Origin of the sequence: Nocardia sp. GCM10030253, assembly GCF_042675075.1 — a bacterium.
Classification (GTDB): domain Bacteria; phylum Actinomycetota; class Actinomycetes; order Mycobacteriales; family Mycobacteriaceae; genus Nocardia.
Genome location: NZ_JBHTDL010000007.1, coordinates 499,168 through 525,554, shown reverse-complemented (window position 1 = coordinate 525,554; position 26,387 = coordinate 499,168). Strand labels below are relative to the sequence as shown.

The 26,387-nt window shown below is 65.9% G+C and carries 28 protein-coding genes; 11 read left to right on the top strand and 17 right to left on the bottom strand.

Features of this window, described 5'->3' with window-relative positions; genetic code table 11:
* Positions 1-30 precede the first annotated feature (30 nt).
* From ACFQZZ_RS18445 to ACFQZZ_RS18435, 3 genes are all read right to left on the bottom strand, one after another.
* Complete coding sequence (locus ACFQZZ_RS18445) at positions 31-465, bottom strand: MarR family winged helix-turn-helix transcriptional regulator (protein WP_378681787.1); 435 nt, start codon at positions 463-465, stop codon at positions 31-33.
* Between the two features lie 144 nt (positions 466-609).
* Positions 610-1,458 carry an alpha/beta fold hydrolase gene (locus ACFQZZ_RS18440; protein WP_378681785.1) on the bottom strand — a complete coding sequence of 283 codons (849 nt, stop codon included), beginning with the start codon at positions 1,456-1,458 and terminating at the stop codon, positions 610-612.
* Positions 1,428-1,643, bottom strand: coding sequence for a hypothetical protein (locus ACFQZZ_RS18435; protein WP_378681782.1), 216 nt, complete (start codon positions 1,641-1,643; stop codon positions 1,428-1,430). Before ACFQZZ_RS18435 ends, ACFQZZ_RS18440 begins: the two co-directional genes overlap by 31 nt.
* 138 nt (positions 1,644-1,781) lie before the next feature.
* Between ACFQZZ_RS18435 and ACFQZZ_RS18430 the strand changes: the two genes are divergently transcribed.
* A complete protein-coding gene (locus ACFQZZ_RS18430; RefSeq protein ID WP_378681779.1) occupies positions 1,782-2,996 on the top strand; it encodes a PucR family transcriptional regulator in 1,215 nt (404 codons plus the stop codon).
* Between the two features lie 2 nt (positions 2,997-2,998).
* Here the strand turns inward: ACFQZZ_RS18430 and ACFQZZ_RS18425 are convergent, their stop codons facing one another.
* Positions 2,999-3,850: an SAM-dependent methyltransferase gene (locus ACFQZZ_RS18425; protein ID WP_378681906.1), complete on the bottom strand. Its 852-nt coding sequence runs from the start codon at positions 3,848-3,850 to the stop codon at positions 2,999-3,001.
* Positions 3,851-4,265: 415 nt separating this feature from the next.
* Between ACFQZZ_RS18425 and ACFQZZ_RS18420 the strand changes: the two genes are divergently transcribed.
* The 6 genes from ACFQZZ_RS18420 (at position 4,266) to ACFQZZ_RS18395 (ending at position 9,718) form a co-directional block, all read left to right on the top strand.
* Positions 4,266-4,544 (top strand): hypothetical protein, encoded by a 279-nt coding sequence (locus ACFQZZ_RS18420; RefSeq protein WP_378681904.1) that lies wholly within the window; start codon positions 4,266-4,268, stop codon positions 4,542-4,544.
* A 179-nt stretch (positions 4,545-4,723) separates the two neighbouring features.
* The gene (locus ACFQZZ_RS18415) at positions 4,724-6,421 is read left to right on the top strand and encodes a thiamine pyrophosphate-binding protein (protein WP_378681776.1); all 1,698 of its coding nucleotides are present in this window, start codon (positions 4,724-4,726) and stop codon (positions 6,419-6,421) included.
* Positions 6,418-7,089: an SRPBCC family protein gene (locus ACFQZZ_RS18410; protein WP_378681773.1), complete on the top strand. Its 672-nt coding sequence runs from the start codon at positions 6,418-6,420 to the stop codon at positions 7,087-7,089. The genes ACFQZZ_RS18415 and ACFQZZ_RS18410 overlap by 4 nt, the downstream gene beginning before the upstream one ends.
* A 2-nt stretch (positions 7,090-7,091) precedes the next feature.
* Positions 7,092-8,120 (top strand): 3-oxoacyl-ACP synthase III family protein, encoded by a 1,029-nt coding sequence (locus ACFQZZ_RS18405; protein ID WP_378681770.1) that lies wholly within the window; start codon positions 7,092-7,094, stop codon positions 8,118-8,120.
* 14 nt (positions 8,121-8,134) lie between these two features.
* Positions 8,135-9,130: a pyridoxal phosphate-dependent aminotransferase gene (locus tag ACFQZZ_RS18400; RefSeq protein ID WP_378681767.1), complete on the top strand. Its 996-nt coding sequence runs from the start codon at positions 8,135-8,137 to the stop codon at positions 9,128-9,130.
* A 48-nt stretch (positions 9,131-9,178) separates the two neighbouring features.
* Positions 9,179-9,718: a MarR family winged helix-turn-helix transcriptional regulator gene (locus ACFQZZ_RS18395; protein WP_378681764.1), complete on the top strand. Its 540-nt coding sequence runs from the start codon at positions 9,179-9,181 to the stop codon at positions 9,716-9,718.
* A gap of 15 nt (positions 9,719-9,733) precedes the next feature.
* On the opposite strand, the gene ACFQZZ_RS18390 is transcribed toward ACFQZZ_RS18395, so the two are convergent.
* Entirely contained in the window at positions 9,734-10,228 is a 495-nt protein-coding gene (locus ACFQZZ_RS18390) for a phosphoribosyltransferase (protein WP_378681761.1), read from the bottom strand.
* 187 nt (positions 10,229-10,415) lie between these two features.
* Between ACFQZZ_RS18390 and ACFQZZ_RS18385 the strand changes: the two genes are divergently transcribed.
* Together ACFQZZ_RS18385 and ACFQZZ_RS18380 are read left to right on the top strand one after the other, a co-directional pair.
* Positions 10,416-11,084, top strand: coding sequence for a TetR family transcriptional regulator (locus ACFQZZ_RS18385; protein ID WP_378681758.1), 669 nt, complete (start codon positions 10,416-10,418; stop codon positions 11,082-11,084).
* 18 nt (positions 11,085-11,102) lie between these two features.
* Positions 11,103-11,684 (top strand): NAD-dependent epimerase/dehydratase family protein, encoded by a 582-nt coding sequence (locus ACFQZZ_RS18380; RefSeq protein ID WP_378681755.1) that lies wholly within the window; start codon positions 11,103-11,105, stop codon positions 11,682-11,684.
* Positions 11,685-11,693: 9 nt separating this feature from the next.
* Here ACFQZZ_RS18380 and ACFQZZ_RS18375 read toward each other — a convergent pair whose 3' ends face one another.
* Positions 11,694-12,500 (bottom strand): LLM class flavin-dependent oxidoreductase, encoded by an 807-nt coding sequence (locus tag ACFQZZ_RS18375; protein WP_378681752.1) that lies wholly within the window; start codon positions 12,498-12,500, stop codon positions 11,694-11,696.
* A 234-nt stretch (positions 12,501-12,734) separates the two neighbouring features.
* Positions 12,735-14,090 (bottom strand): cytochrome P450, encoded by a 1,356-nt coding sequence (locus tag ACFQZZ_RS18370; RefSeq protein ID WP_378681749.1) that lies wholly within the window; start codon positions 14,088-14,090, stop codon positions 12,735-12,737.
* A gap of 94 nt (positions 14,091-14,184) precedes the next feature.
* Here ACFQZZ_RS18370 and ACFQZZ_RS18365 point away from each other — a divergent pair, with 94 nt between their 5' ends.
* Entirely contained in the window at positions 14,185-14,826 is a 642-nt protein-coding gene (locus ACFQZZ_RS18365; protein ID WP_378681747.1) for a TetR/AcrR family transcriptional regulator, read from the top strand.
* A 144-nt stretch (positions 14,827-14,970) separates the two neighbouring features.
* Here ACFQZZ_RS18365 and ACFQZZ_RS18360 read toward each other — a convergent pair whose 3' ends face one another.
* The 9 genes from ACFQZZ_RS18360 to ACFQZZ_RS18320 all read right to left on the bottom strand — a co-directional run bounded on the left by ACFQZZ_RS18360 (position 14,971) and on the right by ACFQZZ_RS18320 (position 24,899).
* Complete coding sequence (locus ACFQZZ_RS18360) at positions 14,971-15,639, bottom strand: LysR family transcriptional regulator (RefSeq protein ID WP_378681744.1); 669 nt, start codon at positions 15,637-15,639, stop codon at positions 14,971-14,973.
* A gap of 82 nt (positions 15,640-15,721) precedes the next feature.
* A complete protein-coding gene (locus ACFQZZ_RS18355; RefSeq protein WP_378681741.1) occupies positions 15,722-16,645 on the bottom strand; it encodes a zinc-binding dehydrogenase in 924 nt (307 codons plus the stop codon).
* A gap of 63 nt (positions 16,646-16,708) precedes the next feature.
* Positions 16,709-17,782, bottom strand: coding sequence for an alkene reductase (locus ACFQZZ_RS18350; protein WP_378681738.1), 1,074 nt, complete (start codon positions 17,780-17,782; stop codon positions 16,709-16,711).
* A 284-nt stretch (positions 17,783-18,066) separates the two neighbouring features.
* The gene (locus ACFQZZ_RS18345; protein WP_378681735.1) at positions 18,067-20,775 is read right to left on the bottom strand and encodes a fumarate reductase/succinate dehydrogenase flavoprotein subunit; all 2,709 of its coding nucleotides are present in this window, start codon (positions 20,773-20,775) and stop codon (positions 18,067-18,069) included.
* The gene (locus tag ACFQZZ_RS18340; RefSeq protein WP_378681732.1) at positions 20,772-21,524 is read right to left on the bottom strand and encodes an ABC transporter ATP-binding protein; all 753 of its coding nucleotides are present in this window, start codon (positions 21,522-21,524) and stop codon (positions 20,772-20,774) included. The genes ACFQZZ_RS18345 and ACFQZZ_RS18340 overlap by 4 nt, the downstream gene beginning before the upstream one ends.
* Complete coding sequence (locus tag ACFQZZ_RS18335) at positions 21,521-22,363, bottom strand: ABC transporter permease (protein ID WP_378681729.1); 843 nt, start codon at positions 22,361-22,363, stop codon at positions 21,521-21,523. The genes ACFQZZ_RS18340 and ACFQZZ_RS18335 overlap by 4 nt, the downstream gene beginning before the upstream one ends.
* Positions 22,364-22,427: 64 nt before the next feature.
* Positions 22,428-23,855 carry an ABC transporter substrate-binding protein gene (locus ACFQZZ_RS18330; protein ID WP_378681726.1) on the bottom strand — a complete coding sequence of 476 codons (1,428 nt, stop codon included), beginning with the start codon at positions 23,853-23,855 and terminating at the stop codon, positions 22,428-22,430.
* A 31-nt stretch (positions 23,856-23,886) separates the two neighbouring features.
* A complete protein-coding gene (locus tag ACFQZZ_RS18325; protein ID WP_040689749.1) occupies positions 23,887-24,114 on the bottom strand; it encodes a ferredoxin family protein in 228 nt (75 codons plus the stop codon).
* Positions 24,114-24,899: a GntR family transcriptional regulator gene (locus tag ACFQZZ_RS18320; RefSeq protein WP_378681722.1), complete on the bottom strand. Its 786-nt coding sequence runs from the start codon at positions 24,897-24,899 to the stop codon at positions 24,114-24,116. Before ACFQZZ_RS18320 ends, ACFQZZ_RS18325 begins: the two co-directional genes overlap by 1 nt.
* 285 nt (positions 24,900-25,184) lie before the next feature.
* Between ACFQZZ_RS18320 and ACFQZZ_RS18315 the strand changes: the two genes are divergently transcribed.
* The gene (locus ACFQZZ_RS18315; protein ID WP_378681719.1) at positions 25,185-25,667 is read left to right on the top strand and encodes an adenosine-specific kinase; all 483 of its coding nucleotides are present in this window, start codon (positions 25,185-25,187) and stop codon (positions 25,665-25,667) included.
* 106 nt (positions 25,668-25,773) lie between these two features.
* Here ACFQZZ_RS18315 and ACFQZZ_RS18310 read toward each other — a convergent pair whose 3' ends face one another.
* Positions 25,774-26,289: a hypothetical protein gene (locus ACFQZZ_RS18310; protein WP_378681716.1), complete on the bottom strand. Its 516-nt coding sequence runs from the start codon at positions 26,287-26,289 to the stop codon at positions 25,774-25,776.
* Between the last annotated feature and the right edge of the window lie 98 nt (positions 26,290-26,387).

Here is a 26,387-nt window from a genome sequence, read left to right as displayed (position 1 = left end):
CTGTTCTCCTTCGGTCGGGACTGGGACAGCTCAGATATGGGAAAGCAGCGAATCGGTCATTCGCCGCAGCGTGTCGCGCAGCGCCACGAGTTCGTCTGTGGACAGGCCCGCGGCCTCGGCCATACTTGCCGGGATCTCACGTGCCTCGGCCCGCAACGCGCGACCGCGCTCGGTCAGTTGGATATCGACGCGACGTTCATCGGCGGCTGACCGCTGCCGCGCCACCAACCCCGCCGCCTCCAGCCGCTTGAGCAGCGGTGACAACGTTCCGGAGTCGAGGGCGAGTGCGTCGCAGAGATCGCCGACGCTGCGGTCGTCACGCTCCCACAGTGCCAGCATCACGAGGTACTGCGGGTAGGTCAGGCCCAGGCGTTCCAGCCGTGGGCGGTAGACCGCGGTCATCGCCCGGGACGCCGCGTACAGCGGAAAGCAGATCTGCTCGTCGAGGGTCAGGTGCTCGGTCATGTCCATAACTGTAGTGGGCGATTATATTGTGCACAATCAATTGGTTGGTGCTTCGAGTCACAGTCCGCTGCGCGGTCGGTCTACCGCGGGGAGGCAGCGCATGCCGCCGCCCCGCTCGAACTACCCCTCGACCGCATCGAGGTGTCAGCCGGTGACGCGGGCGATCCACTCGACTAGGTCGGCTTCGACCTCGTCCCGGTTGAGTTCGTTGAGGAGCTCGTGCCGGGCGTCGGGATAAATGCGGTAAGTGATGTCGGCCAGGCCCGCATCCCGATAGCGTTGCACCGCAAGGTCACTCAGCTTCAGGCCGTCGTTGAGCGCGTCACGGTCGCCGACCATGATGTAGATCGGCAGGTCCGCGGGGATATTCGCGGGGTGGGCGAGGCGTTGCACCGCGTTCGCGGCCAAGCTCGCCATATTGGCGTCGTCGATGGCGAAACCGCACCACGGATCGGCGACATACGCATCGACCTGGGCCTCGTCGCGGCTGATCCAGTCGGCGGCGGTGCGGATCGGCTGGAACTCGGCATTGAACAGCCCGAGCAGATCGCCGCCGACGGCCGCGATATTGGCGAACAGACCGTCCACCGCGGTGGCTCCGGAAAGGGCGATGCCGTCGAGCAATTCGGCGTCGTCGAGCAGATATTGCTGAGCGGCCATGGCGCCGAGGCTGTGCGCGACGAGCACCAGCGGCACCGCGGGATGCCTGTCGCGCAGAATCTTGGTCAGTGCCGCCATGTCGGCCACGAACATATTCCAACCGTCCGGCCCGAGATCGCCCGGTGTTCCGGAAATGGAGTGGCCGTGGCCGCGTTGATCGGCGGCGTACACGACATAGCCGTGCCCGGTGAGTGTTTCGGCGAGGTGGGCATAGCGGGCGGCGTGTTCGCCCATGCCGTGCGCGATCTGGACGACCCCGCGCACCTGTGGCCGGGCCGGTGCCCAGCTGTGCACATGGATGGTCAGACCGTCCGCGCCTGCATAGGTGAACATGTGGTGGCTCCTGTCGTGCAACGGCCGGGCATGGTGTGCTGGCTGATCGAAAGATTCGGTGCGGGAACGGGTTCCGCGGTGGGCGGGGATATGGCATACGTCATCGCCGCCGCACCGAGGCGCAGGGCGGGCCGATCGGGGTGGCGTTGTGCGGATTCCAGGAGATTCGCGGTCAGGTCGGTCATGGCCGACACCGCGCAAACGTGCGCTCGATCACGCCGAAATCGTCACATCGTCGCGGCGATTACCCCATGGGTGCGGGGACAAGGCGACCTTCGCCGGATTGTTCGTGGCGACAATCGTACCGGCTGTACGCTGCGGTGATGACGCGTTCGAAGCCGCCGCAGCCGATTGCTGAGATGGCCGCGGTGCTGCTGGGCCGGATCGACGATCTCGGTCTGCGGCTCGCGCTGCGTTTTCGCGCGGAGATCGAGTCCTACGGCAATGACGCGCTGATCCCGTTCGAGTCGATCCAGACCTCCTGCACCAAGAATCTGCGATTGATGGTGCAGCACTTCACCTCTGACGCGCCCATCGATACCGGGCCGCCGCGGGAGACCGGCCGGATCAGGGCGAAGCAGGGAGTGCCTTTGGCGGAGACGTTGCAGGCCTACCGAATCGGATTCGAATTCCTGTGGTCGGAGCTGGTCGGCGAGGCGCACCGGCACCCGGAGGTGGCCGATGCGATGCTGGTATCGCTTGCGGCGCAGGTGTGGTCGATGGCAGGGGAGTACTCGGTGGCCGTGGCCGCCGCCTACCGCGAGACGACCTCGGAGCTGATGTTGCAGCGCGAGCACGAGCGGTCGGTCTTGGTGGAAGCACTGTTCACCGGGGTGATCGCCGATCCGGCCACGCTCGGCGAGGCCAGCAGGATCCTTGGCCTGCCGCCTACCGGGCGCTACATCGTGGTGGCCGCGGACGTGCCGTCCCCCGGGCGCGAGGCATTGCCCGGTATCGAAGCCGCCCTGCGGGTTTCGCAGATTCCGTCAGCGTGGCGGCTACTGCCCGACCAGCAGATCGGTGTGCTCTCGTTCCCCTCGGACCGGGAGGCCGCAGTGCTCAAACCCTTGCGGCGCCGTGGTGCCAGGGTCGGCGTGAGCCCACCGTACGAGGCGCTGCCGGAGACCCCGCAGGCCTTGCGCTTCGCCCGTTTGGCGCTGGCGGGATTGCGTGGGCGCACCTCGGGCGTCGCGCAATTCGACGACAACCCATTGGCGATGCTGGTGGCCGCCGCACCGGTCGAGGCGGAGCGGATGGTCCGGGTCCGGCTCGGCCCGCTGCTCGCGTTGCCGCGCGAGGAGCGGACCAGGCTGCTCGAAACGCTCGAACACTGGTACGGGTCAGGCGGTTCGGCCGTGGAAACCGGCCGCCGCCTCTATGTGCACGCCAATACCGTTCGATATCGGATCCGCCGTATCGAGGAGCTGACCGGGCGATCGCTCAACGATCCGCAGGCCGTGCTCGATCTGGGTGCGGCCGTGCAGGCGCTACCCGTGCTCAGTGAGACCGACACACAACGGTCCGCCGGCGCGAAGTGAGGTCAGGGTTTGCGGCCGATACCGGCCCAGTACCAGGCGGATTCGGGGTCGACGGAAGCCTGCACCGACCCCATCGATAGTTTGTCTGTCAGTTCTGGGCGCCAGGTGACGACGGGAACCACGCCCGGTTCGACGAGCTCGGTTCCGGCGAACAGACCTGTGGTTTCGGCGCCGCTGCGCGGGTTGAACGTGATGCCCGCCTGTTCCGCGGACGACACAACGCGGGCCATGGCGCGGTCGTCGAAATCGGCGGTGGGGTGGGTGATTACGAGGTAGCTGCCGGAGGGGATGGCGTCGAGCATGGTGTCGATCACCCCGTGCGGGTCGTCGCTGTCGCGGAAATACATCATGATCGCGACGAGCATGATCGCGACGGGGCGGTCGAAGTCCAGGGTCGAGGTCAGGGTGGATTGGCTGAGGATGGATCTCGGGTCGTGCAGGTCCGCATGGATGAACGCGGTCCTGCCCTCCTGCGTGCTCGACATCAGTGCCCTGGCGTGTGCGAGGACGATGGGGTCGTTGTCGACATAGACCACGCGCGCCGCGGGATCGAGGTGCTGCGCGACTTCGTGGGTGTTGCCCGCGGTAGGAATGCCGGTGCCGATGTCGAGGAACTGGCTGATGCCTGCCTCGCCGACGAGATAGCGCACGGCCCGGCCGAGGAAGGCCCGGTTGGCGCGGGCCATGCTGCGGATGGCGGGGATGTGGGAAGCTATGGCGTCGCCGAGGGCCCGGTCGGCTGGGTAATTGTCCTTTCCGCCGAGCCAATAATCGTAGACGCGGGCTTCGTGTGCGACGCTCGTATCGATCTTGGTCGGCAATCCAGCAGTGGCCTGATCCTGGCTGTCCTGCATCACGATTTCCCTCCACGGAGCCGCCAGCACTCGACGACCCTTTACTGCGAATTTTCCCCGCTCAGGATATGCCTGGCGAACGTCTGGCATGCGGCTATTGCGTCGGATTCGAGGTGTCGCCGCAACGGTGGCGAACAGGGCGCGCTAAGTGGCGAGTCACAGCAAGATCGGTGTGTCGCCCCCACTGGGTGATCTTGATAAGGTTGAATCGATCAGGTCAAAGAGTTTTCCTTCAGCAAACGAGTGGAAAGCGGGACACGGCATGGCACCCGACTGCCGCGTCGACGGCAACAGATAGTGCCGCCGCGCCGGTGATCCGAGGCATTTTCTCGGCGGCGCACCTTATTCGGAGACACTCCGACTCTTCCTTCTGCAGCATCACCCCGGCATGCGATAAGGAGCCTGAAAAGTGAGCATGATTCTCGCTGCGCTGCACGACACCGTTCTCGCAGAGGTCGGCAATCCGACTCCGGAGGCGCCGCCCATGGCGGACAAGCTGATGCAAATGGGCCGCTATTTCACCTGGCTCATCCAGCTGTCCGGCATTACCGCCATCACCTATGGCGGCGGCCGCTTCGCTTGGGAGAAGTGGAACGGTGGCGGCCTGCAGTCGCCGAAGATGATCGCCAGCGCGATGGCGGGCGGCGCGGTGGCGACGAGCGCGGGCACGATCATGAATTCGGTGGTCGGCTAGCCAGCCGATCAGGACACTGTCGACCACGCGCCGCATATTGCCGGTGCGTGGTCGTACTATTCGCGGCTCGCGACCAGAGTGGACGCTTGTTCAAATTGATTGCGACACAAGCATTTCCGAGCTGACTATGACGCGGTTCACATTGCAATAGCGTAACTGTCCCAGATACATTGTGCGCGATGCATCGCACACGAGCTTATCTTACTGAAGTAACGAGTCCGTTCGCTGAGCGTCCCATAACCGTTGCCGACCGGATCATTGCGCGGGTGGCCGAACACAGCGACCACGTCTTCGGGGTCGGTGGCGCGAATATCGAAGACCTCTACGACGCGGTGCAACACAGCGCCGCCCCGATCACCGGGATCGTCGCCAAACACGAGTTCGGCGCCGCGACCATGGCCGACGGCTATGCCCGCGCCACCAACCGGCTCGGCGTCGTCGCTGCCACTTCGGGCGGTGGGGCATTGAACCTGATTGCGGCGCTGGGGGAGTCCTACGATTCCCGAGTACCTGTCCTGGCTCTGGTCGGACAGCCGCCGTTGGCCGTCGAAGGACGTGGCGCGTTTCAGGACACCAGCGGCGGCGCGGGGCGCCTGGATGCCGAGCGGCTGTTCGGCTCGGTGGCGCGGTACTGCGCGAAGATCACCGAGGTCGGGGACCTCGCGGCGCGATTGTCGGAGGCGATCGCTGCCGCGCTGAGTGGTGGGCCGGCGGTGCTGTTGCTGCCGAAGGATATTCAGACCGCGGTGGCTCCGGACGAGCTGGAAGGCTTCGGTCCGCCGGTTCGGTTCGATGCCGCGCGACAGCAATCGTCGGCCGTGCCGACCGGCGTCGCCGCCGGGCCGGGGCCGGTCGTGATTATCGCGGGTCCGGAGATAGCGCGGGCCGAGGCAAGGGCCGAGCTCGAGGTCTGTGCCGTCGCGGTAGGTGCGAAGGTACTGGTGACCCCGGATGCCAAGGACGCGTTCGCCAATGACCACCCGCTCTTCGGAGGTGTCGTCGGCATCATGGGACATCCGCACGCCGGCGAGCTCATCGGTGATGCCGCTCAGGTCGTGCTGGCGGGCACGGCGATGCCGATGCTCGCTCGTGCTGGTCTCGAAGCTGCCCTTGCTAGTTGCCCTCGGGTCCTGCATCTGGGTGTGGAGGCGCCGTTCGTACCGGTCCATGAGCGAGTGCCGACGCCGTTGGGGCGGGGTCTGCTGGATCTGGCCGCGATGCTCTCCGCAGGGAACGGCACGATTCCGCGGATCGAGTCGACTTCTATTCCTGTGCACCGAGTTCCGCCCGCCTCCGGTCCCGGTGTGCGCTATCGCGATGCGGTCGAGACCATTGCGGCACGGCTGGAACCGGGCACGGATGTGGTCGCCGACGCGGGCAATACCGGCGCGGCGGTGGTTCATCACCTCCCCGTACCCGAGGACGGCCGGTTCCTCATCGCTCTCGGTATGGGCGGTATGGGCTATGCGTTCGGCGCGGGTATCGGCAGTGCGCTCGGCCGTCGTCGGCGGACCTTCGTGATCGCGGGCGACGGAGCGTATTTCATGCACGGGCACGAGGTGCACACGGCGGTGGAACACCATGTGCCGGTCACCTTCATCGTGTTCAACAACAACGCGCATGCGATGTGCGTAACCCGCGAACAGCTCTATTTCACCGGCGACTACACGTTCAACAGATTCGGCGCCGCCCGCATCGGCGATTCGGTCGCCGCCATGTTCCCGCACTTACCCGCCTACGCGACCACCACGGTGGCAGAGTTCGCGGCCGCCCTCGACGAGACCCGCACCGTACCAGGTCCCGTCTTCATCGAGATCGCTTGTGACCCCGACGAAATCCCTCCGTTCGCACCGTTCTTGAAGGAGTTCTCCGCATGACCGAAGCAGCTACGGCAGGCCCGCGCGTCGAGCCCATCGAAGTCCCGGAGCTCGACGTGCCCGGCGTGTACCGCATCGAGAACATCAGCGTCAAAGAAGGCATGCCGATGGTGCTCGACATGACAAGGGCCGTGTACCCGCACGATGAGGTCTACGGGCAGTTCTGCACGGTGAACGAATACATCGACGCACCTCCGCAGGAGGTGTTCGACTACCTCTCCGATACCCGCAGCCTGTGCGAATGGACCTACAGCATGCGCGGTTTCGAGCCGACGGGCGAGCCGGACCTGTGGGTGTCCGACGATCGCATCGGCCAGCACACTCGCATCTATACCCGCACCATTGCCAACGCCGCCGCGGGCACCGTCGACTATCACTGTGCCTGGGACCAGCCCGAGCACCTCTGGATGATCTACATGATGCGGGTCGCCGACGCGCAGGTGCTGCTGAACAAGCCTGGATCGGTGGTGTTGTGGACCAATTGCCATCATCCGTTCTACGACGAGAACGGTTATCCGGACACCGCGCCGCCGGATCGTCCGGTGTGGGTGGGTGACTTCTGGAATCTCTTCTATGCGGGCCATCTGCTGGAACTGCGCAATCTGAAAGCGATCTGCGAACATCGGCACGCCGCCGGTCAGCCGATCAAGCCGGAATGGATGGTCTGATCTTGAGCGCAGCGACCATAACCCAGCCGATCAGCCTCGTCGATGTCTCGAGCTACCTCCCCAAGAACCGGGTCACGGCAGACTATTTCACCCGGTATGCCGATCCGGAGGACGTGACAACGAGCGCCATGTTCAAGGCTCCGCCGTTCCGGCACCACATTGCACCCGGCGAGACACCGGCCGATATGGCCGAGCAAGCCATCGCGCCGATGCTCGAGCGCCGCGGCAGTGACTTCCTTGCCGAGGTCGATGTGCTGATCGTGCACACCCAGCTGCCCGAGACCGGCATCGTCGGCAATGGCGGCGAGATCGCCGCCCGGCTCGGCATTACCCCGGAATGGTTGATCGACTTGCACAACGGCGGTTGCGCCGCCTTCGTCTACGCCATGAAGATCGCCAGACAGATCCTGGCGAGCAGCGACGCTCGCTCGGCGCTGATCATCACGGTGCAGAATGCGGCGGGCCAGATCTTCACCCAGGAGCAGGTGCGCGTCAAACCGCAGGCAGCCATCCCGGGTGACGGCGCGGGCGTCGGACTACTGGTGAAATCCGATGAGTCGCCCATTCTCGATCTGGAGGCGCGGCACCTGCCCGAGTTCGCCGGGCAGATGACGGTGATCGCCGATCCGCCGCGTAAGTACTGGGAGGCCGGTGCGGGCGAGATGCATGTCGGCTTCACCGAGTCGCAGATCGCGAAAGTGCTTGCGCGCGGCAACCGTATCGTCCCGGAGGTGGCGCACGCGGTGTGCGGGCGGATCGGTGTGCGGTCGAGCGATCTGGACCTGTTGGTGACCAATCAGCCCAATCGGGCGTTCCTGCGCAACTGGCGCGACGCGCTGATGCTGCCGGCCGAGCGGCATCCCGACACCTTCGACGAATGCGGAAACCTGTTCGGCGCAGGCATTCCCGTCACGTTCGACCATGCCGTCCTGGCCGGGAAGGTGCCGCCCGGTTCGGTGGTCATGCTCGCGGGCTTCGCGCACGCCGGTGATTTCGCCGCTGCCGCCGCCGTGCGCTGGGGCGGACGCTGAGCGCGGGAGCGGACGTGTCGCAGATCGCGGAGCTCGGGCACCAGCTCTCGCTCAACGAAAATCCCTACGGCCCTTTGCCTTCGGTGCGCGAAGCACTGAGTGGTGCGCTGATGTCGGCGAATCGGTATCCGGAATTCATCCCGCGCAGGCTCCCGGAGCTCATCGCGCAGCGTCTCGGCTTTCCTGCTGACCAGATTGTCGTCGGCGCCGGCGCGACCGGGGTCATCATGCATATCCTGCAGGAGTTCGTCACGCCCGGCGACGGGGTGGTGATGGGGTCGCCGACCTTCGACGGCTATCCGTTGCTGACCGCGACGGTCGGCGGCCGCGCGGTGGAGGTTCCGCTGACCGTGGACGGTCACCAGGATCTGACGGCGATGGCCGACGCCGTCGACCCACGCACCAGGGTGGTCGTGCTGTGCAGTCCGCACAACCCGACCGGCACCTGCCTCGGCAGGCGGGACCTCCAGGACTTCCTGGACCGGATAAGTCCGTCGGTGACCGTAGTCCTCGACGAGGCCTATATCGATTTCGTCGCTCCGGCGCAACGGGTGCCCTCGGCCGAACTGCTGGCGCGATATCGCAACCTCGTGGTGATGCGCACCTTCTCCAAGGCCTACGGTCTCGCCGCGCTGCGCGTCGGGTACGCCGTCGGCTCGGTGCCGGTCATCGCACGAATCCGGCGCTGGCAGTTGCCGTTCGGGATGACCGCCCTCGCCGAGGCGGGTGTCAGGGCCTGCTACGACGCGGAGCAAGAGCTGGCGCTGCGTACCGCGGCGATCACCCTGGAATGCGGCAGGCTCACCACCGGCCTGCGCGATCTCGGGTTCGCGGTGCCGACCAGCTCGGCGAACTTCGTTTACCTGACCGGCTGCCCGCCGAGCGAGATCGACCGGCTGCGCGGCACTTTCACCCGCGACGGCATCCAGGTGAAACACTGTTCCACCGGCATTCGGATCACCGTCGGCGACGCCGCGGCAACAGACGCCGTCGTCGCCTCGGTCAGCTGAGAACGGCGCGGTGCCAAAGCCCTCGCCACAGTGCGTAAAGTGCTGGACATGCCCGAAGAAGCGCATTCCACACCCGTGGTGCGTGTCGAAGCGGCCGAATCCAACGGAACTGCGACCGCAATTTCCGGGGGAACAGACCACGACCTGCTCTCGCTCGCCGCACAGCTGTGCTTTGCCCTGTACTCCACATCCCGATCGATGACGGCGGCCTATCGGCCTTTCCTCGACGCGATGGGGGTGACCTACCCGCAGTATCTCGCGCTGCTCGCGCTGTGGGAGCGACCCGCCATCACGATGAAGGAATTGGGCGAACAGCTACGCCTCGACTATGGCACCGTCTCGCCGCTCATCCAGCGGCTACAGGCGCACGGCTTGGTCGAGAGCATCCGCAGCACCCACGACCGCCGTGCCGTGGAACTGCGTGCCACCGAGGCGGGAAAGGCCCTGCAGCACCAGGCGCGGGAGATGATCGAGTCGGTGCTGGTGGCCGTCGACTATCCGCTGGAAACCGTCATCGCGCTGCGCGACCAGGTCAATGCGCTGGGCGAGCGACTGGACACGATTGTTGCCGAGCGCTCGCAGCGGTAGCCGCTCGGCATCCGGTCAGGCGTCGAGGACCTGTGCCTGCCGTTGGACCACCGGCGGCTCGGTGGACCAGGGGAAGTTGATCCAGCGGTCGGTGCGCCGCCAGACGTATTCGCAATCGACCTCGGAGTGCGGCTTCTGATAGATCACCGCGCAGCGGACCTCGGCGACGTGGTCGATACAGAAGTCGCGCACCAGCTTCAGGGTGGCGCCGGTGTCGGCGACGTCGTCGGCGATCAGGACGGTCGCGCCCGCGAGGTCGACGGCCTTGGGAACCGGGGGCAGCATGACCGGCAGATCGAGGCGCTGGTCGATGCCGGTATAGAACTCGACGTTCATGACGTGCAGGTTCTTCACGTCGAGCGCGTAACCGAGCGCGCCCGCGACGAATAGACCGCCACGGGCGATCGAGAGGATCAGGTCGGGCTCGAATCCGTCGTCGGCGATTTCGGTCGCGAGTTCCCTGCTCGCCGACCCGAATAGTTCCCAGGTCAGCACTTCCCGATCCGCCATTGGATCCTCCATCTTCATCGACTCCGCTGTGCACCGAGCATACGAGCGGCTAATCCTGCGTGGATACCCACGTCCGGGTAGTCCGGGCGTCAGATCAGTCGATCAGGCGGGTTCGGTGACGACGACTGTCTCGCTAACGGACCGGTGGTTCGTTGTCAATAGACCGATGGTCTGAAATACTGGTGGCATGGCCGAGTTCCAGCGAGCGCGCAGCGAAGAGCAGCGGGAGGCGCGCCGACGCGCCATCCTGGACACCGCTGCCGCGATGCTGGCGGAGATGCCGGTCGCCGACGTCGGCCTGAACGGGCTGGCCAGGCGCGTCGGCTTGGCCAAGTCGAATGTGTTGCGTTACTTCGACTCTCGCGAAGCCGTGCTGCTCGAACTGCTGGATGTGTCGTACCGGGACTGGGTGGCCGTGCTGGCGAAGCTGCTGACGGACACCGACGGCGACCTGCCCACTCGATGCCATCGGCTGGTCGACGCAATCGTCGCCTCGCTAGCGGCCGATCCGGTGCTGTGCGACCTGTTCAGCTCCCAGGCGGCCGTCCTCGAACGCAATATCTCCCCGGAGGTCGCGGCCCGCTTCAAGCGCGCCGCGCTCGTGACCACCGCCGATCTTGCGGCCGTTGTCGCCCGCCAGGTGCCGGAATTCGGCCCCGACGGTGCCACGAAATTCTGTGCCGTAGCACTGCTTTCGGCCGGATCGCTCTGGACGCACACCAACCCGTCCGCCGCCATGCTCGCCGCCTACGAACAGCATTCCGACCTGGCCGCGGCGCGCCTCGACTTCGTCGAGAACCTCACCGAGTGGCTCACCATTCTGATCAGAGGGCTGCTCGCTCCAAGCCTTGGCTGAGGTGGATAGTGTGGCCGGATGCGGATCTTTCTGGCCGGCGCGACCGGTGTCATCGGGGTACGGCTGCTGCCTTTGCTGGTTGCCGCGGGGCACGAGGTAGCGGGCATGACCCGTTCGCAGTCGAAGGCCGAGCAGGTGCGCGCGGCGGGAGCGCGGCCGGTGGTCTGCGATGTCTACGATCTGGCCGCGCTGACCGACTCGGTCGTCGAGTTCCGTCCCGATCTGGTGATGCATCAGCTCACCGATTTGCCCGACGATGCCGCGCTGCTGCCGGAGCTGGCAGGCGCGAATGCGCGGATCCGTACCGAGGGAACGCGGAATCTGCTGACCGCGGCGCGGGCGGCGGGCGCGAAGCATTTTCTCGCACAAAGCATTGCGTGGGAGCCGCCCGCCGGGCGCGGCGAGGTGATTCGCGATCACGAGGCGGCCGTGCTCGAGGCCGACGGTGTCGTCGTCAAGTACGGTCAGTTCTATGGTCCGGGAACGTATTACGAGGCCGAACCACCCGCCGATCCCCGGGTGCACGTCGATACCGCCGCCGCGCGTACGGTGGAGCTGCTCGAGGCGGACAGCGGGGTAGTGGTCGTGGCCGACCGCTGATCGCCAGACCTATTGCGTGGTAACCAGTTTCGCAGCGAACTCATAGTCGCGTTGCCAGTCGGGGCCGGTCGGGGCGAGGGTCAGTCGCTCGACTCCCGCGGCTGCGTAGGCTGCCACCTGTTCGGCGGCCTGCCCAGGATCGGCCGACAACGACGGCGCGACAACGGTTACCGCGGGAGTGGGTCGCCCGTGCTGTGCGGCGAGTTCCCGTAGCTCGGCGATCTCCGCGACGATCTGATCAGGCCCGGTCTGCAGCGTAATCCAGCCGTCGCCATAGGCGGCCGCGCGGCGGCGTGCCCGATTCCCGTTGCCTGCCACCAATACCGGCGGCATCGCTGATCCAGGCGACAGCGTCAACTCGAGTCCGTCGGGCAATGTCGTCGGCCGACCGGTGACCAGGTCGGGCAGCACCCGCAACGCCTCGTCGGTACGACGCCCCCGGTCCTCGAACGACAGACCGGCGGCCCGCCACCCGACATCGCCGTGAGCCGGATTACCGGTGCCGACGCCGAGCAGCAGGCGATTGTTCGACACATACTGCAGTGAGCTGATCTGCTTGGCCGCCCATGCCGTCGGGCGCAATGCCAGCAGCAAGACGTTGTAGCCGATTCGAATCCTATCGGTCACCGCCGCGGCGGTCGCCAGCGTGACGGTACTGTCCAGCATCGGTGCGCTCGCGATGAGATGGTCGGTGGACCACACCGATTCGAGACCGACCTCTTCGGCGAACCGTGCACTTGCCCGCACATCACCCAGAATCGGGATCTGCGGATCAGGTGTGGAAGTAGGCAGTATCACGCCAATCTCAACGGTCATTACTCATCCCATCCGTTCTCGTTCGTCGCCTCAAACGCTAAGGACTGTGGGTGAGTGTTCCAATGGCTGAATTGCTCAGTGTTATGCCCTAGACGCTCACTGGCGCCTCTTGGAGTGCACGACTGCCTGGCGTCTTGTTGGAGTGCGCGACTGCCAGCTGGTGAAGCGCCGCTGACATTCAGGTGGTCGTCGGCACCGGTCGCCGAATTCCGGTTCCGCTGTGCGTAATCGGAGTCAGCGTCGCCGCAGCTGAATACGAAGCCCGTCCTTGGGGCGAGGCAGAGATGTCCTGTCCCACCGCAATTCGTAGTCCGGCGCGACGGTCCATTCGAACTTTTGCAGCAGTTGATGCATGAATGCCTTGACCTGCATGCCGCCGAAATATTGGCCGATGCACTTGTGGGCGCCCGCGCCGAAGGGAACCCAGGCGTGCTTGTGAATCTTGTCTTCGCGGCGTTCCTCGGAGAATCGCTCAGGGTCGAAAAGTTCTGGCTCGGGCCAGTATTCGTGCATGTGATGGGTGAACTGCGGCATCATCGTGACAAAGGTGCCCGCGGGAATGAAGTGGCCGAGCACTTCGGTGTCGGCAACGGAGGCGCGCGGGATACTCGGTAGGGGAGCGAGCAGGCGCAGCGATTCCTTCATCACGAGGTCGAGTGAGGTCAGCTGTTCCTGGCCGTTGTAATCGAGCACATCGGTGCCCAGCGCCGCGCTTTCGGCGCGGCAGCGTTGCTGCCATTCCGGGTATTTGGCGAGGTAGTACATCATCGTGGACATGGTGATGGTTGTCGTGTCGTGCGCGGCCATCAGCAGGAAGATCATATGGTTGACCACATCGTCGTCGGTGAAGCTCTGCCCGTCGTCGGTCCGCGCGTGACATAGTGCGCTGAATAGATCGTCGCCATTGCCGGCGCGCTTGGCGGGTAACTGCTTTCGCAGCATCTGCTCGAGCACCTTGCGGCCGTGCAACCCGCGTGACCACCGCATTCCGGGCACCGGGAAGCGAAGATAGGCGGTGCCACCACGCACGCAGTCGATGAAAGCCTGGTTCACACTGTCGGATTCGTCGCCGAGTGCGCCCCCCATGAAGGTTCGTGTCGCAATGTCGAGGGTGACCTGCTTGATGGCCGGATAGCCGCAGAACGCGCCCGACGCCGTCCAGCCTGCCAGCCCCTGCTCGATGATGGGGTTCATGGCGTCGAGATAGCCCGTCAAGCGGGAGCGGGTGAAGGCTTGCATCATGATCCGCTTGTGATGCAGGTGCTCCTCGAAGTCGAGCAGCATGATGCCGCGCCGAAAGAACGGCCCGATCAGATAGTCCCATGCCGGTCCGCTGCCGAAAGCCTTGTCCCGGTTGGCCATCGGTATATCCCAGGCGTCCGGTCCGAGTAGGATGACGACCTGTCGGCCGAAGCCCGTCGTCCACGACACCGGACCATAGCGCGTGTAGCGTTCGCGTGCCCACGCTTCCGGATGGTGCAGCATCGCATAGCTTTCCCCGATGATCGGCATGCCGCGGGATCCGGCGATGGATTTCAGGCCGCTGCTTTTCGGCGGTGCGGTCGGCGGGCTGATCAGGAAGGTCGACATCGTTCCTCCACGGCGAGGGGCGAAAGCTGACTGTGATCTATGTCAACTTTGATTAAAGTGTGAACTTGACATGACCGTGTGTCAAGATGGCGGTATGACTTCGGTTGTCCGCCCCTTCCGGGGAGTCAGCGCCGAGGATCGGCTGGCGCAACGCCGGGCCGACCTCATCGAGGCGGGCTTCGACGAGGTCGGCGCGAACGGCGTCGTGAAGCTGACGATGACGTCGGTGTGTGAGCGGGCCGGGCTGACCCAGCGCTACTTCTACGAGCAGTTCAGTAGCCGGGAAGACCTGCTGGTCGCGTTGTTCGACACCATGTTCGAGGAGTTCTTCGCCTTGGCGCGCAGCGCGGTCGAAGCCCAACCCGAGGATCTGTTCCTGCGCGCCCGTGCCGCGATGGAGGTCTTCGTCGACTACTTCACCGGTGATCAGCGAAAGGCGCGATTGTTCACCGAGGCGATCGGCAATGAGGTCGCCGCGCCGCGCAAGGCCGAATCCGTCCGCTCGTTCGCCGAGTACACCGCCGAACAGGCGGAGATCGTGTACGGACCCTTCCTCGGTCGCAGGCGCGCACGCCTACTGCTCGCCGCGCACATCATCGTCGGCGGCCAGGCGGACGCAGCGGCGCAATGGCTCAGCGGCGGAATCGATTTGCCGCGTGCGGAATATATCGAGGAGCTCGCGCACCTGTTCGTCGCTGCGGTCGACGCCGCGCGGGGCGACGCCGACCACCGCTAGAAAACTACCGGGCTATCGCGACGACGCCAGTCGCCGCTCGGCGCGGGCGCGGCCCTGGTCTCGATCGCCGGTGATGAAGGTGACGATGTCGTCGAACTGCCCCTGCGGCACCGAGATCCCGCGACCACGGCGCGAACGCGCTGATCAGGCGCCGAGCTCCTGGGACAAGCGCACGCCGATATCGTTGAACGCGCGGATGCGGGCCGTCTCATGCGAGGCACGCCAGAGGAAACCCCAGTTGAGAGGACCTGCGTCGCGGAAGGGCGCGTAGACGATGTCGGGTCCGCTGATCGGCTGGGTGTTGAGGACCATATCGGTGGTGCCGTCGTGCAGGCAGTGCACGGACTCGTGCGTCTGGAGCTCGTGCACGTAGACGTCGACGGCGGGGTACTCGGTACGGAACTCCTGGGCGACCCGCAGGGTGAACTCTCCCGCCGCGGCGCCGAGATAGCCGACGCGGAATGTGCCCTCGAATCCCCGAGCAGCCTCGACGGCACTCTCCAGCGCCGATTGGACCTGCATGTAGCCAGGACGCAGCTCGCGGTCGAACTGGACGCCGATCGCGGTGAGTGCGACCCGGCGGCTGGTCCGGTCGAAGAGCGCCGCACCGATCCGCCGCTCGAGCTTCTGCACCGTCTGGCTGACCCGACCGGAGGATACCCGCAGTCGGGCGGCGGCTCGGGCGAAGTGGAGTTCTTCGGCGAGCACGAGGAAGGTTTCGATTTCGTACCGCTCTACGAAACCCTCGATCCCATCGGCTACCTCATCGCAACCGTAGTGGAACGTGGGGAATGGCAACGGTTCAGGGGACATTGCTCCTGCTCCTGCTCGATGTCGGTGGCCTGTGCAATGAGTGAGCCGACGGGTGCTCCTCGAAATCTGAAGGGGTCGAGCACTATCGAGCCGACGTGACGTCGAGCACTGCTTTGCCCTGGATCCGGCGGGCGACGAGTTCGTCAGCGGCTTCGGACGCGCGCGTCCACGGGCCGCGCCAGCCGATCTGTGGGTCGAGCCTGCTGGTTTCCAGCAGCCGAAGCAGGTACGCGAGATCGTTGCCGAACGGGGTGCTGACGTTGAAGTTCTCCAGCCTGCCCCGCGCGCTGTTGACGCGTGCCTGCTCGAAATCGATGACGGTCGGCTCGCCGGATGCCTTGCCGATGGCCTCGATGACACCGTCGTCTTCGAGGCGGTTGAATGCCTCGGCGAGCTGGCTGCCGCCGACGTTGTCGATGACGCCGTACACCGGAGCGGTCAGCGCGGTCGGACCGAGCACGATTTCGTCCGCGCCGAGCTCGCGCAACCCTTCGCCGCGGGCGGGGCTGCCGACGGAGGCGATGACGTGCGCGCCGGCCAGTGCGGCGAGCTGGACCGCGAAACGGCCGACGCCGCCCGACGCTCCGGTGATCAGCACGCGGCGGCCGAGTACTGAGCCGAGCCTGCGGCAGGCCTGCAGCGCGGTGACGCCCGCGACCGGAAGTGCGCTGGCCGCACCGAGATCCACGCCGTCGGGCACGACGGCGAGCTCGGTGGTGTCGACGGCGCGCAGTTCGGCCCATGCGCCGCCCCAGCCGAAGGAAACCACTCGGGTCCCGACCGCCGGTCCCGATCCGTCGGCGGCAGCCTGGACGACGACGCCGGCGGCGTCCCATCCGGAGACATAGCCCGGCCGGGTCTGCGGCGATCGGTAGACGATCTCGCCGAAGTTGAAGGAGATCGCGGCGACCTCGATCAGCGCTTGTGAATCGCGCGGTTTCGGGTCGGGCGCGGCGCCGAGGCTCAACTGGTGCGGGGCATCGGGATCATGAACGAGGGCTTGCATCACATGCTTTCGCGCGGCGGCGACCCGGACCGCCGACGGCGGTCCGGGGCCGGGTGGGAAGGGTCAGGCGTTCAGTGTCGGATAGTCGGTGTAGCCGAGGTGGTCACCCGCATAGAAGGTGGACTTGTCGGCCACGTTGTACGGGCCGCCCGCGCGAATGCGGTCGGGCAGATCAGGATTCGCCAGCCAGGGCTCGGCCATGGCGATGGCATCGGCAACGTCGGCACTCAGCGCCTCGGCGCCGATTTCCGGACGACTCGGGAAGGACTCCGGTGTCGGGTGTGCGCAAAGGATCAGTGTCCCAGGCCATTGCGCCCGAATGAGCTCGGTGATGTCGCGGGTGAGGATCTCGAACACGTGGATGTAGGCGAGCGGGATCGCCGCCAGCGCGCCTACCAGCGCGGTGTAGAGCTCGACGGTGTCGTTCTCGGCCATGCCGTTGAACGTGATGCCGGGCGAGAGCCGGATGCCGACGCGTTCCGGCCCGATGGCGGCAACGACCGCCTGCACGACCTCGACCGTGAACCGGATGCGAGCATCGAGGGATCCGCCGTAGCCGTCGGTCCGCCGGTTGGTGGTGTCGGCCAGGAACTGGTGTAGCAGAAAACCATTCGCGCCGTGCAGTTCCACACCGTCGAAGCCCGCCTCGATGGCATTGCGAGCGGCGGCGACGAAGTCGTCGATCGTCTGAGCGATGTCCTCGACGGTCATTTCGCGGGGCGTCGGGTGGTCCAGCATGCCGTCCGGAGTGAACATCTGCTGGCCGGACGCGATCGCGGACGGGGCGACAGGCAGGGCACCGTCCTCGTACAGGCTGGGGTGCCCGATCCGGCCGCAGTGCACCAGTTGGGCGAAGATCCGTCCGTCGGCGGCGTGCACGGCGTCGGTTACCGCCCGCCAGGCCTCCACCTGCTCGGCCGTATGCAGACCGGGCGTCAGTCCATAGCCCTGCCCGATCGCGCTGACCTGGGTGGCCTCCGTGATGATCAGCCCAGCGGAGGCCCGCTGCGCGTAGTACTCGGCGGTCAACTCCGATACCAGGCCACCGTAGGCCCGGTTGCGGGTCATCGGCGCCATCACCAGGCGATTGGGCAAGTCCAGCTTGCCAATGGTCAGCGGTTCGAAGTATCCGCTCAATGTGACTCCTCGGTCGATCGTCGGCATGCGGGATCGGCACATTCGCCGGGTGGCGGTGTGCTGAATCCTGCGCTGCCAGGGGTCGGGATCAGGCGATCCACCGCATCGGCAACCACAGGGATGCGGGCGGCGGGACCTACCTGTACACGATTGTCGCTGCGCAGGCCGAGATCAATGACGAGTCCTTTAACGAAGCGTTAGCCGCGCTAATGGATGGGGGAGAACGCGAAGGCGCCTCCGGGCCCTGGCGGCGCGGTTCACGAACAAACCGCGCCGTCCGCTGTTTATCGTGCGACCGCGCGACGGGCGTAGGCGCGGACGTCGGCGTCGGTGTCGTCGATGGCCTGTTTCAGCGCATCGTGTGCGGATCCGTTGTCGGGCCAGGTCGTCAGCGCCAGCACGGCCGCTTTGCGGACGTCGAGATGCGGGTCGAGTAGGGCCTCGGTGAGCGTGGGCACCGCGGTGGCGGGGTCGGCGCCCGCCAGTCCGCGGGCAGCGCCCACTCGGACCTGCCATGCGGAATGTCCGAGTGCCGCGGACAGAATCGAGGTGTCGTCGTGGGAGATGCCGAGACTCGCGAATGCCGCCAGTGCCGCGGCGCGCACCAAGGGATCGGGATCGGCGGCCAGCGCCCGCGCGGTGTCGGTGCCTTGGTCGGCGATGGCCGCGATGCCGTGGGCAACGGCGATGCGGACTTCACGGTTCTCGTCGGCTGCGGCGGAGGCGACGCCGCGCCAGTCGTCCAGCGACACCAGCGCCCGGACTGCCTCGATACGTACGCGATGATCCGAATCCGACAGTGCCGCAGTGAATTGCGGACCTGAACCGGAGCGAAGGGCGCGCAGCAGGTCGATCACGGTAGCGCGCACGACGGGGTCGGGCGAATCGAGCCGATCCGCCAGTCCGTCCGCCGCGGGCAGTACCTCTACGAGTTCACGCAGGCTCGCGGTGGCCGCACGGCGCACCGATGCCGCGGCATCGTCGAGTGCCTCGACCAGGATCGAGGCGAAACCGTCGGGAGTGTTCTCCGTCAGCACGGCCAGCGCGGCCACCCGCACGCCCGCGTCCTCGTCGCTCAGATAGGTCGAGAGTTCCTGCACCGTAGGCGAATCCAAGGCGAGCAGGGTGACGAGCCGGGGCGACGGCGGTTCGACCGATTCACGGACGGTGCGTGGACTCTCGGCGGGCGCTCGGCCGCCGACCAGCTCTGGCTGCCGCACCGGGACGACGGTGGGGTCGGTCGAGGGGAGGTCGTCGAGACCGGGGACCGGAACAAGGTACGGCGCTACCGGGCGCTTCAGGAATTCCATTGTGCCGTCGGTGTTCTTGCGCAGGTTGAGGTGGTAGCGCCACTCGTTATCGTCGCGTTCGGGGAGGTCGGCCCGTTCGTGGTAGAGGCCCCAGCGCGATTCGGTGCGGGTGAGCGAGCTGCGTGCCGCCATTTCGGCGCAGTCGCGGATGAACGATACCTCGACGGCGCGCATCAGCTCATGCGGTGAGCGGGCGCCGATCTCGGCGATTTCGCCGCGCATCCGCTCGAAGGTCTCGACCGCGAGGGAGAGCTTCGCCGCCGTCTTCGGCGGGGCCACATAGTCGTTCACGAAGCGTCGCAGTTTGTACTCGACCTGCGGCTGGGGTGGGCCGTCCGGTTGGCGCAGCGGCCGGTAGATCAGTTCGTGGGCCTCGGCCAGCTGCGATTCGGGGAGTTCCGCGGGCGCTGCTACCTCGGGGAGAGTGGCAGCGGCGTGCGCGCCTGCCAGATCACCGAAGACGAAGGCGCCGATCATGTAGTTGTGTGGCACGCAGGCCAGATCACCGGCGGCGTACAGGCCTGGGACCGTGGTTCTTGCATGCTCGTCGACCCAGACGCCGGAGGCGGAATGTCCACCGCACAAACCGATTTCGGAGATATGCATCTCGATATCGTGGGTGCGGTAGTCGTGGCCGCGGTTGGCGTGGAAGGTGCCGCGGGTGGGGCGTTCGGTGGTGTGCAGGATGCCTTCGAGCGTGGAAAGGGTCTCGTCGGGCAGGTGTGACACCTTCAGATAGATGGGTCCGCGCGCGGATTCGATCTCGCGCTTCACCTCGGACATCATCTGGCCCGACCAATAGTCGGAGTCGACGAACCGCTCGCCCGCGGCGTTCACCTGATAGCCGCCGAACGGGTTGGCAACATAGGCGCACGCGGGACCGTTGTAATCCTTGATCAGCGGGTTGATCTGGAAGCATTCGATGCCGCTGAGCTCGGCGCCAGCGTGGTAGGCCATCGAGTAGCCGTCGCCCGCGTTCGTCGGGTTCTCGTAGGTGCCGTACAGGTAGCCCGAGGCGGGCAGGCCCAATCGGCCCGACGGGCCGGTCGCGAGAATCACCGCTTTGGCACCGACCGCGACGAATTCACCGGTGCGCGTGTGCAATGCGGCGGCACCTACCGCGCGGCCCCCTTCGGTGAGCACCCGGACCGGCATCAGCCGATTCTCGATCCGGATCTTTTCGCGCATCTTGCGCTGCCGCAGTACGCGATATAGCGCCTTCTTCACATCCTTGCCCTCGGGCATCGGCAGCACATATGAGCCGGACCGGTGCACGCGTCGCACCGCGTACTCGCCGTATTCGTCCTTCTCGAATTTCACGCCGTAACGCTCGAGTCGTTGCACCATTGCGAAACCGCGGGTCGCGGTCTGATAGACGGTGCGCTGGTTGACGATTCCGTCGTTGGCCCTGGTGATTTCGGCGACGTAGTCCTCCGGTTCGGCCTTGCCGGGGATGACCGCGTTGTTCACCCCGTCCATGCCCATCGCCAGCGCGCCCGAGTGTCGTACGTGCGCCTTCTCGAGCAGCAGCACGTTCGCGCCCTGTTCGGCGGCGGTCAGCGCGGCCATCGTTCCCGCGGTGCCGCCGCCGATGACCAGCACGTCGCAGTCCAGCCGGATCCGATCGGACAGTTCCGGAATCCGTGGCGTCTCCGCGGGATTCACGGTGTCTTCAAGGCTCACAATGTCTCCAGGATTTCGGCCTTCACAGACCTGCGGTCCACGGCCTCGCGTGGATTGGGCACCTCGACGACCGCGCGCAGCGCACCGCCGCCGAGGACCGCGATGCGGTCGCCGAGCAGCAGCGCCTCGTCCAGGTCGTGGGTGACGAACACGATGGTGGTCGGGTGCGCGCGCCAGGTGTCGATCAGCAAGCGCTGCATGGTGGTTCGGGTCTGGGTGTCCAGGGCGCCGAACGGTTCGTCCATCAGTACCGAGCGCGGTTCACCCGCGAGGCTGCGTGCCAGCTGGACTCGTTGGCGCATGCCGCCGGACAGATCGCGGGGGAGGTAGTCGGCGTAGCCGGTGAGACCGATCTCCTCGATCCACCGCTGCGCGGTTGTCTTGCGTTCGGCGCGGGAGACCTTGCGTAGCCGCAATGCCAGCTCGATGTTCTGCCGTGCGGTACGCCATGGCAGCAATGCGTCGTCCTGGAACACCAGGGCACGGTCGGCGGAGGGTCCGGTCACGGCCGTGCCGTCGGCCAGGACGGCTCCGGTCTCCGGCGTGCGCAGTCCGGCGATGGCGCGCAGCAGTGTCGACTTGCCGCAGCCGGATTTGCCGACCACGACCAGGATTTCGCCCGGCGTGATGGTGAGGTCGAGGCGCTCGATCACGGTCTTGCTGCCGTAGGCGATCCGAATGCCATCCAGGGCCAACCGCATGCCGACGGCTGTGGACGCGGTGGCGGAAGATGTTGTGGTGGTAGTCATTCCGATACCTCCCGAGGCAGCCAACGGGTGATCCTGCGTCCGGCGAGTTCGACGATGCCGGAGGTGCCGAAACCGAGGATTCCGATGGTGATCATTCCGACGAACACCGCCGGGTAGTCGACGATGGTGTAGGCCTGCCACGTCCGGTAGCCGATGCCCAGCCGCCCCGAGATCATTTCCGCCGAGATGAGGCAGATCCACGCCACACCCATGCCGACCGACAGGCCGCTGAACACCCCGGGCAGGATGCCCGGAAAGACAACGCGCGCAAGGACATCGGTACGCGAGGCGCCGAGGGTGCGTAGCGCGTCCTCCCAGATGGTCGGCAGTGCGCGCACCGCGTGCCTGGTGCTGACCAGCACCGGGAACAAGGAGGCGGTGAAGGTAATGAAGACGATCCCCGACTCGTCACTGGGGAACAGCAGGATTGCCACCGGCACCAGCGCGATCGCCGGGATCGGCCGCGCCAGTTCGGTGAGCGGGCCGAAGACCGCCGCGAACAGCCCGGAGCGGCCGAGCCCGATGCCTGCGACGACGCCGATCACCGCCGCGAGACCGAACCCGGTGAGAATCCTGATCAGCGACTGCGCGATATCCACGTAGTACTGGTTCTTCTGGAACTGCTGGCCGAACTCGGCGATGATCTCGGTGACGGTGGGCAGTGTGTCGAAGCGCAGCCAGAGCCGCACGTTGTTGGCGGTGAGTAGTTGCCACAATCCGATCGCGCCCGCGACCGACGCCACCTGGATCAGGCGGATTCGCCACACGGAGTTGCTCGGCGCCTTGGCGGTTTCACCGCCATCGGCCACGGCGGGGCCGACCAGGGCCGCGGTGCTCATCCCCGTGCCTCGCTCGCGTTCGGTTCCGTCCGGCGCAACGCGCGCGGGAACCGGAATCGCGTGCTCATCCGCGGACCTCCGTGACAGCCTGCTCGTAGGCGACCGGCACTGCGGAGAAGTGTGCCTGACGGTAGCGCTGTGCGGCAGCCGGAGTGGTGAACGGCAGGAAGGTATCGCCGTCGCGCAGCCAGATCGCCTTGTCGGCAAACCATCTCGTGCCCAGTTCGGTATCCGGGACGTACGCCGCACGGATCACCTTGCCCTGCGCTTTCGCCGTTTGGATCGCGCGGAGCAGGCAGGTGGGGTCGGCGGCCGGTTGTGGACGGTCGGCGCCTTCGAGCCACAGTTCACCGGCCTGCGTCGAACTGTCCACGGCACGAGCGCAGATCGGATCGGTGCCGGTGACCCGACTCGGGTTGGCGGTGGCGGCCAAGGCCTGGTCGTAGTCGCCCTGTCCGGTCTCGGCGAACGCCTTGCGCAGCGGCGCGGGATCGACGAAGCGGTCGATATCGAGTTCGGCGAAATCACCGATCGACTTCAGGTACTGCACATCGCCTTTCAGCGCATCGACCAGGCTGGGCTTGATCGTGGTATCGAACGAGGTGCCGCCAGGGCCGTTGTAGAGGTACACGACCTCCTGCGGCAGCCCGGAGCCGTCGGCGACGAGCTGGGCGGCCTCGAAAGGCTTCTCCCGCAGGAACTCGGTCGCGTCGAGCTGTGCGGCGAGGAACGCCTGCAAGACCTCGGGATGGTCGGCGGTGTACGAGCGTCGCGCGACCACGCCATGGAAGGTGGGGACGCCGAGTTCCGCGCCGTCGTACAGCAATTTGCCCTTGTTCTGGAATACCAGCAGGCCCGGCCACGCGACGAACTGCGCGAGCGCGCCCACCTGGTGCGATTCCAGCGCGGTTGCGCCGATCTGTGGCTGCTGGTTGAGCACCTCCACGCCCTTGGCCGGGTCGACGCCCGCGCGGGACAGCGCCTGCACCAAGGTACCGTGCCCCGCGGAACCGACGCTGGCCGAAATCTTCTGGCCCGCCAGGTCTCCGATGCTTGTTGCTGCCGAATCCGGCGGCACCACAACCATATTGAGTGCGCCCCTGGGGTGATATCCGGTAACCGACACCAGCGCGGTCTTCGCCCGCTCGTTGGCTCGGGTCCGGGATCCGTTGATCAGCAACGGATAGTCGCCCATCGACCCGATATCGATCTTCTCGGCGAGCATCTGCGCGGTGATCGGCGCACCGGTGTCGTAGTCCTGCCACTCCACCTGATACTTGGCACCGCCGCTATCGGTGATCCGCTGTAGCCGCTGCTCCAGGTATCCCTGGGCCTTCAGCAGGGTGCCCGCGGTGACGGTGTTGATGGTCTTGGACTGGTAGCCGACGACGACCTTGACAGTCCCGGCCGGGGTGTTGTCGGTGCTTTGCAGTGAGCAGCCCGCGGCGGCGAGTGCGAGTGCGAGGACGAGGGGAGCGAGGCGTTTCTTCATGGAGACTTCCGGATTCGGCGCAGGAGTGGGTTCAGCGGAGCAGGTAGGGCATATTGACGGTGACGGCTCCGGTGGGGCAGCGAGCCGCACACGGGCCGCAGTACCAGCACTCGTCCACGTGCATGAAGGCCTTGCCGTTCTCTGGATTGATCGCCAGCGAATCGAGTGGGCAGATCTCCACACACAGCGTGCAGCCCTGGATGCACAGCGACTCGTCGATGGTGACCGGGATATCGGTGCGCTGATTCGCGAGTGCCATCAGATGACCTTCCATTCGGGAGTGCTGCGGATCAGACTGCCGCGCATGGTGATTCGGTCCCCGCGCATGCGGATGTATTCCAGGTCGACGGGGCGTCCGTCATCGAGGCGGGTCAGTCGTTCGAGCATCAGCAGCGCCGCGCCCTCAGGAGCCTCGAGCGTCGCGGCGGTGTGTGCGTCGGCGGTGATCGCCTCGAGGGCGAGATCGGCGGAGCCGAGCGGACCGCCGCTGATCTGTTCGATGAGCACGAAGATGTCGTTGGTCTCCAGGTCGTGCCCGAGGATCTCGGTCCCGATATCCGGCGCGAGATAGGTCAGGTCCAGGCTCAGCGGCAGATCCGCAAGATAGCGCAGCCGCTCGATGTAGACGACACGCTCGCCGGGCTCGAGCCGCAGCTTCCGTGCGACCGCGGGTGGTGCGGTGATGTGCATGGCCGCGCGCACCTCATTGCGCACTGTGCCGTGCCCCTTGAGCGTCTCCTGCAGCCCCAGCAGCGCATCCAGCCCGTGGTCGAACTTGCGGTTGGTCACCCGGGTGCCGACCTTGGGCACTCGACCGATCAGACCCTCGTCCCTGAGCAACGCCAATGCCTCGCGCACCGTGTTGCGCGAGGCGTCGAACTCCGCCACCAGCTGCTGCTCACTCGGCAGCACCTCGTCGAACGCACCCGCGTGGATTTGATGACGCAGCACGTCTGCCACCCGGCGCGCCTGGTCGGCACGTAACCGTCGCACCGGTATCGGTTCGGCTCCCACCTCCGCCACCTTCCTATCGCTGACCTGCATGGAAAGCGACGATAGTTGGCATGCGGGCGCCCGAATCGCACTGCGAATCCGGCGCAATTCAGCGGATGTTATTCCGCCGCTTGCCACTGGCTCTGACCTGGGGAAACAAGTCACTCAGCAGGCATTGCGCCACCTCGGCCGACGGCCATGGGTTCCGATCACGCAGATTCGAATGACGGGTCCGGATTCGCCCGGCGCCTACCGTCGGTCGTTGACCGATATCGACACGCGCAAATCAGTGTCGAATTGCGGTGCATCCACATCAGTGAGGCGCAGTATGTTCCTGTGGAGTTGACAGCCGTGCGCATCGACAAACCGGACGATCTCAACGTCATCATCGGACAGGCCCACTTCATCAAGACCGTCGAGGATCTGCACGAGGCGCTGGTCGGGATCGGTCCCCACCTGCGGTTCGGGCTGGCCTTCTGCGAGGCATCCGGCCCGCGCCTGGTCCGCCACTCCGGCAACGACGACGATCTGGTCGAGCTCGCCACGAAGAACGCGGTCGCGGTAGGAGCGGGACACTCGTTCATTGTCTTCCTACGCGAGGGATACCCGGTCAACGTGCTCAATGCGGTGAAGCAGGTCCCGGAAGTCTGCGGAATCTTCTGTGCCACAGCGAATTCCGTGGATGTACTGATTGCCGTGACCGAGCTGGGTCGGGGAATCGTCGGAGTGGTCGACGGGTCCGAGCCACTGGGCGTAGAAAGTGCCGACGACAAGGCAGACCGTATGCGACTACTGCGCCAGATCGGCTACAAGTTGTAGCAGCCCGCGACCACAACCCCGCCACCGACGCTGACCAGTCATTCCGGAAGCGGGACGACTCGGGCAGTGCGGCCGGTGGCGGCGGTTCGGACAGATCAGGTGTTGTTCAGACGGTGCCGGGTTGCGATCGGGGTCCGACGATGCGGCGTTGTCGGTTGCTGTCGAGCAGGTGTAACCCTCGTGTCAGTGCGCTTCCGATGCGGTATTCGTCGGTCCACCATTTGGCTGATCGAATGGGAAGGCCGCGGGATCGATATTTGTTCATCGTGTCGACGTGGTCGGGCAGGACTATGAATTTCGTCAGCCCCCGATCGTCTGCCCAGATCGAGATGGATCCCAGGCGTCGGCGGGCTGGTTGTATGTAGGTCATCACCCCTGCGGCGCCGTCGATCTGTGCCAGTTGATCGCCCAGGTCTTCCGACATCCGCCAGATATCGCGGATATCTGTGAGGTAGTTGGGTGTGTATTGGGTGACGCTGATCATGAAAGGGCCTTCGGCCTGTACCGAAGGTCCGTTCTTCCATCGGCTGGTGAGTACGAAGTCAGCCAGCGGTGCGCCGGATGCGCGGTGATGGCGCCAGGTTCGCCGTAGCAGGCCTGGGGTGTCAAGTAGGTTGGCCATGCCGATATCGTAAGCGACTGCTTATGATACGTCCATGCTTATTGTTTGAGGCATTGCGCGCACGCCCACGGTGGAGGAGGGTGAGTATGTCCGGTGGC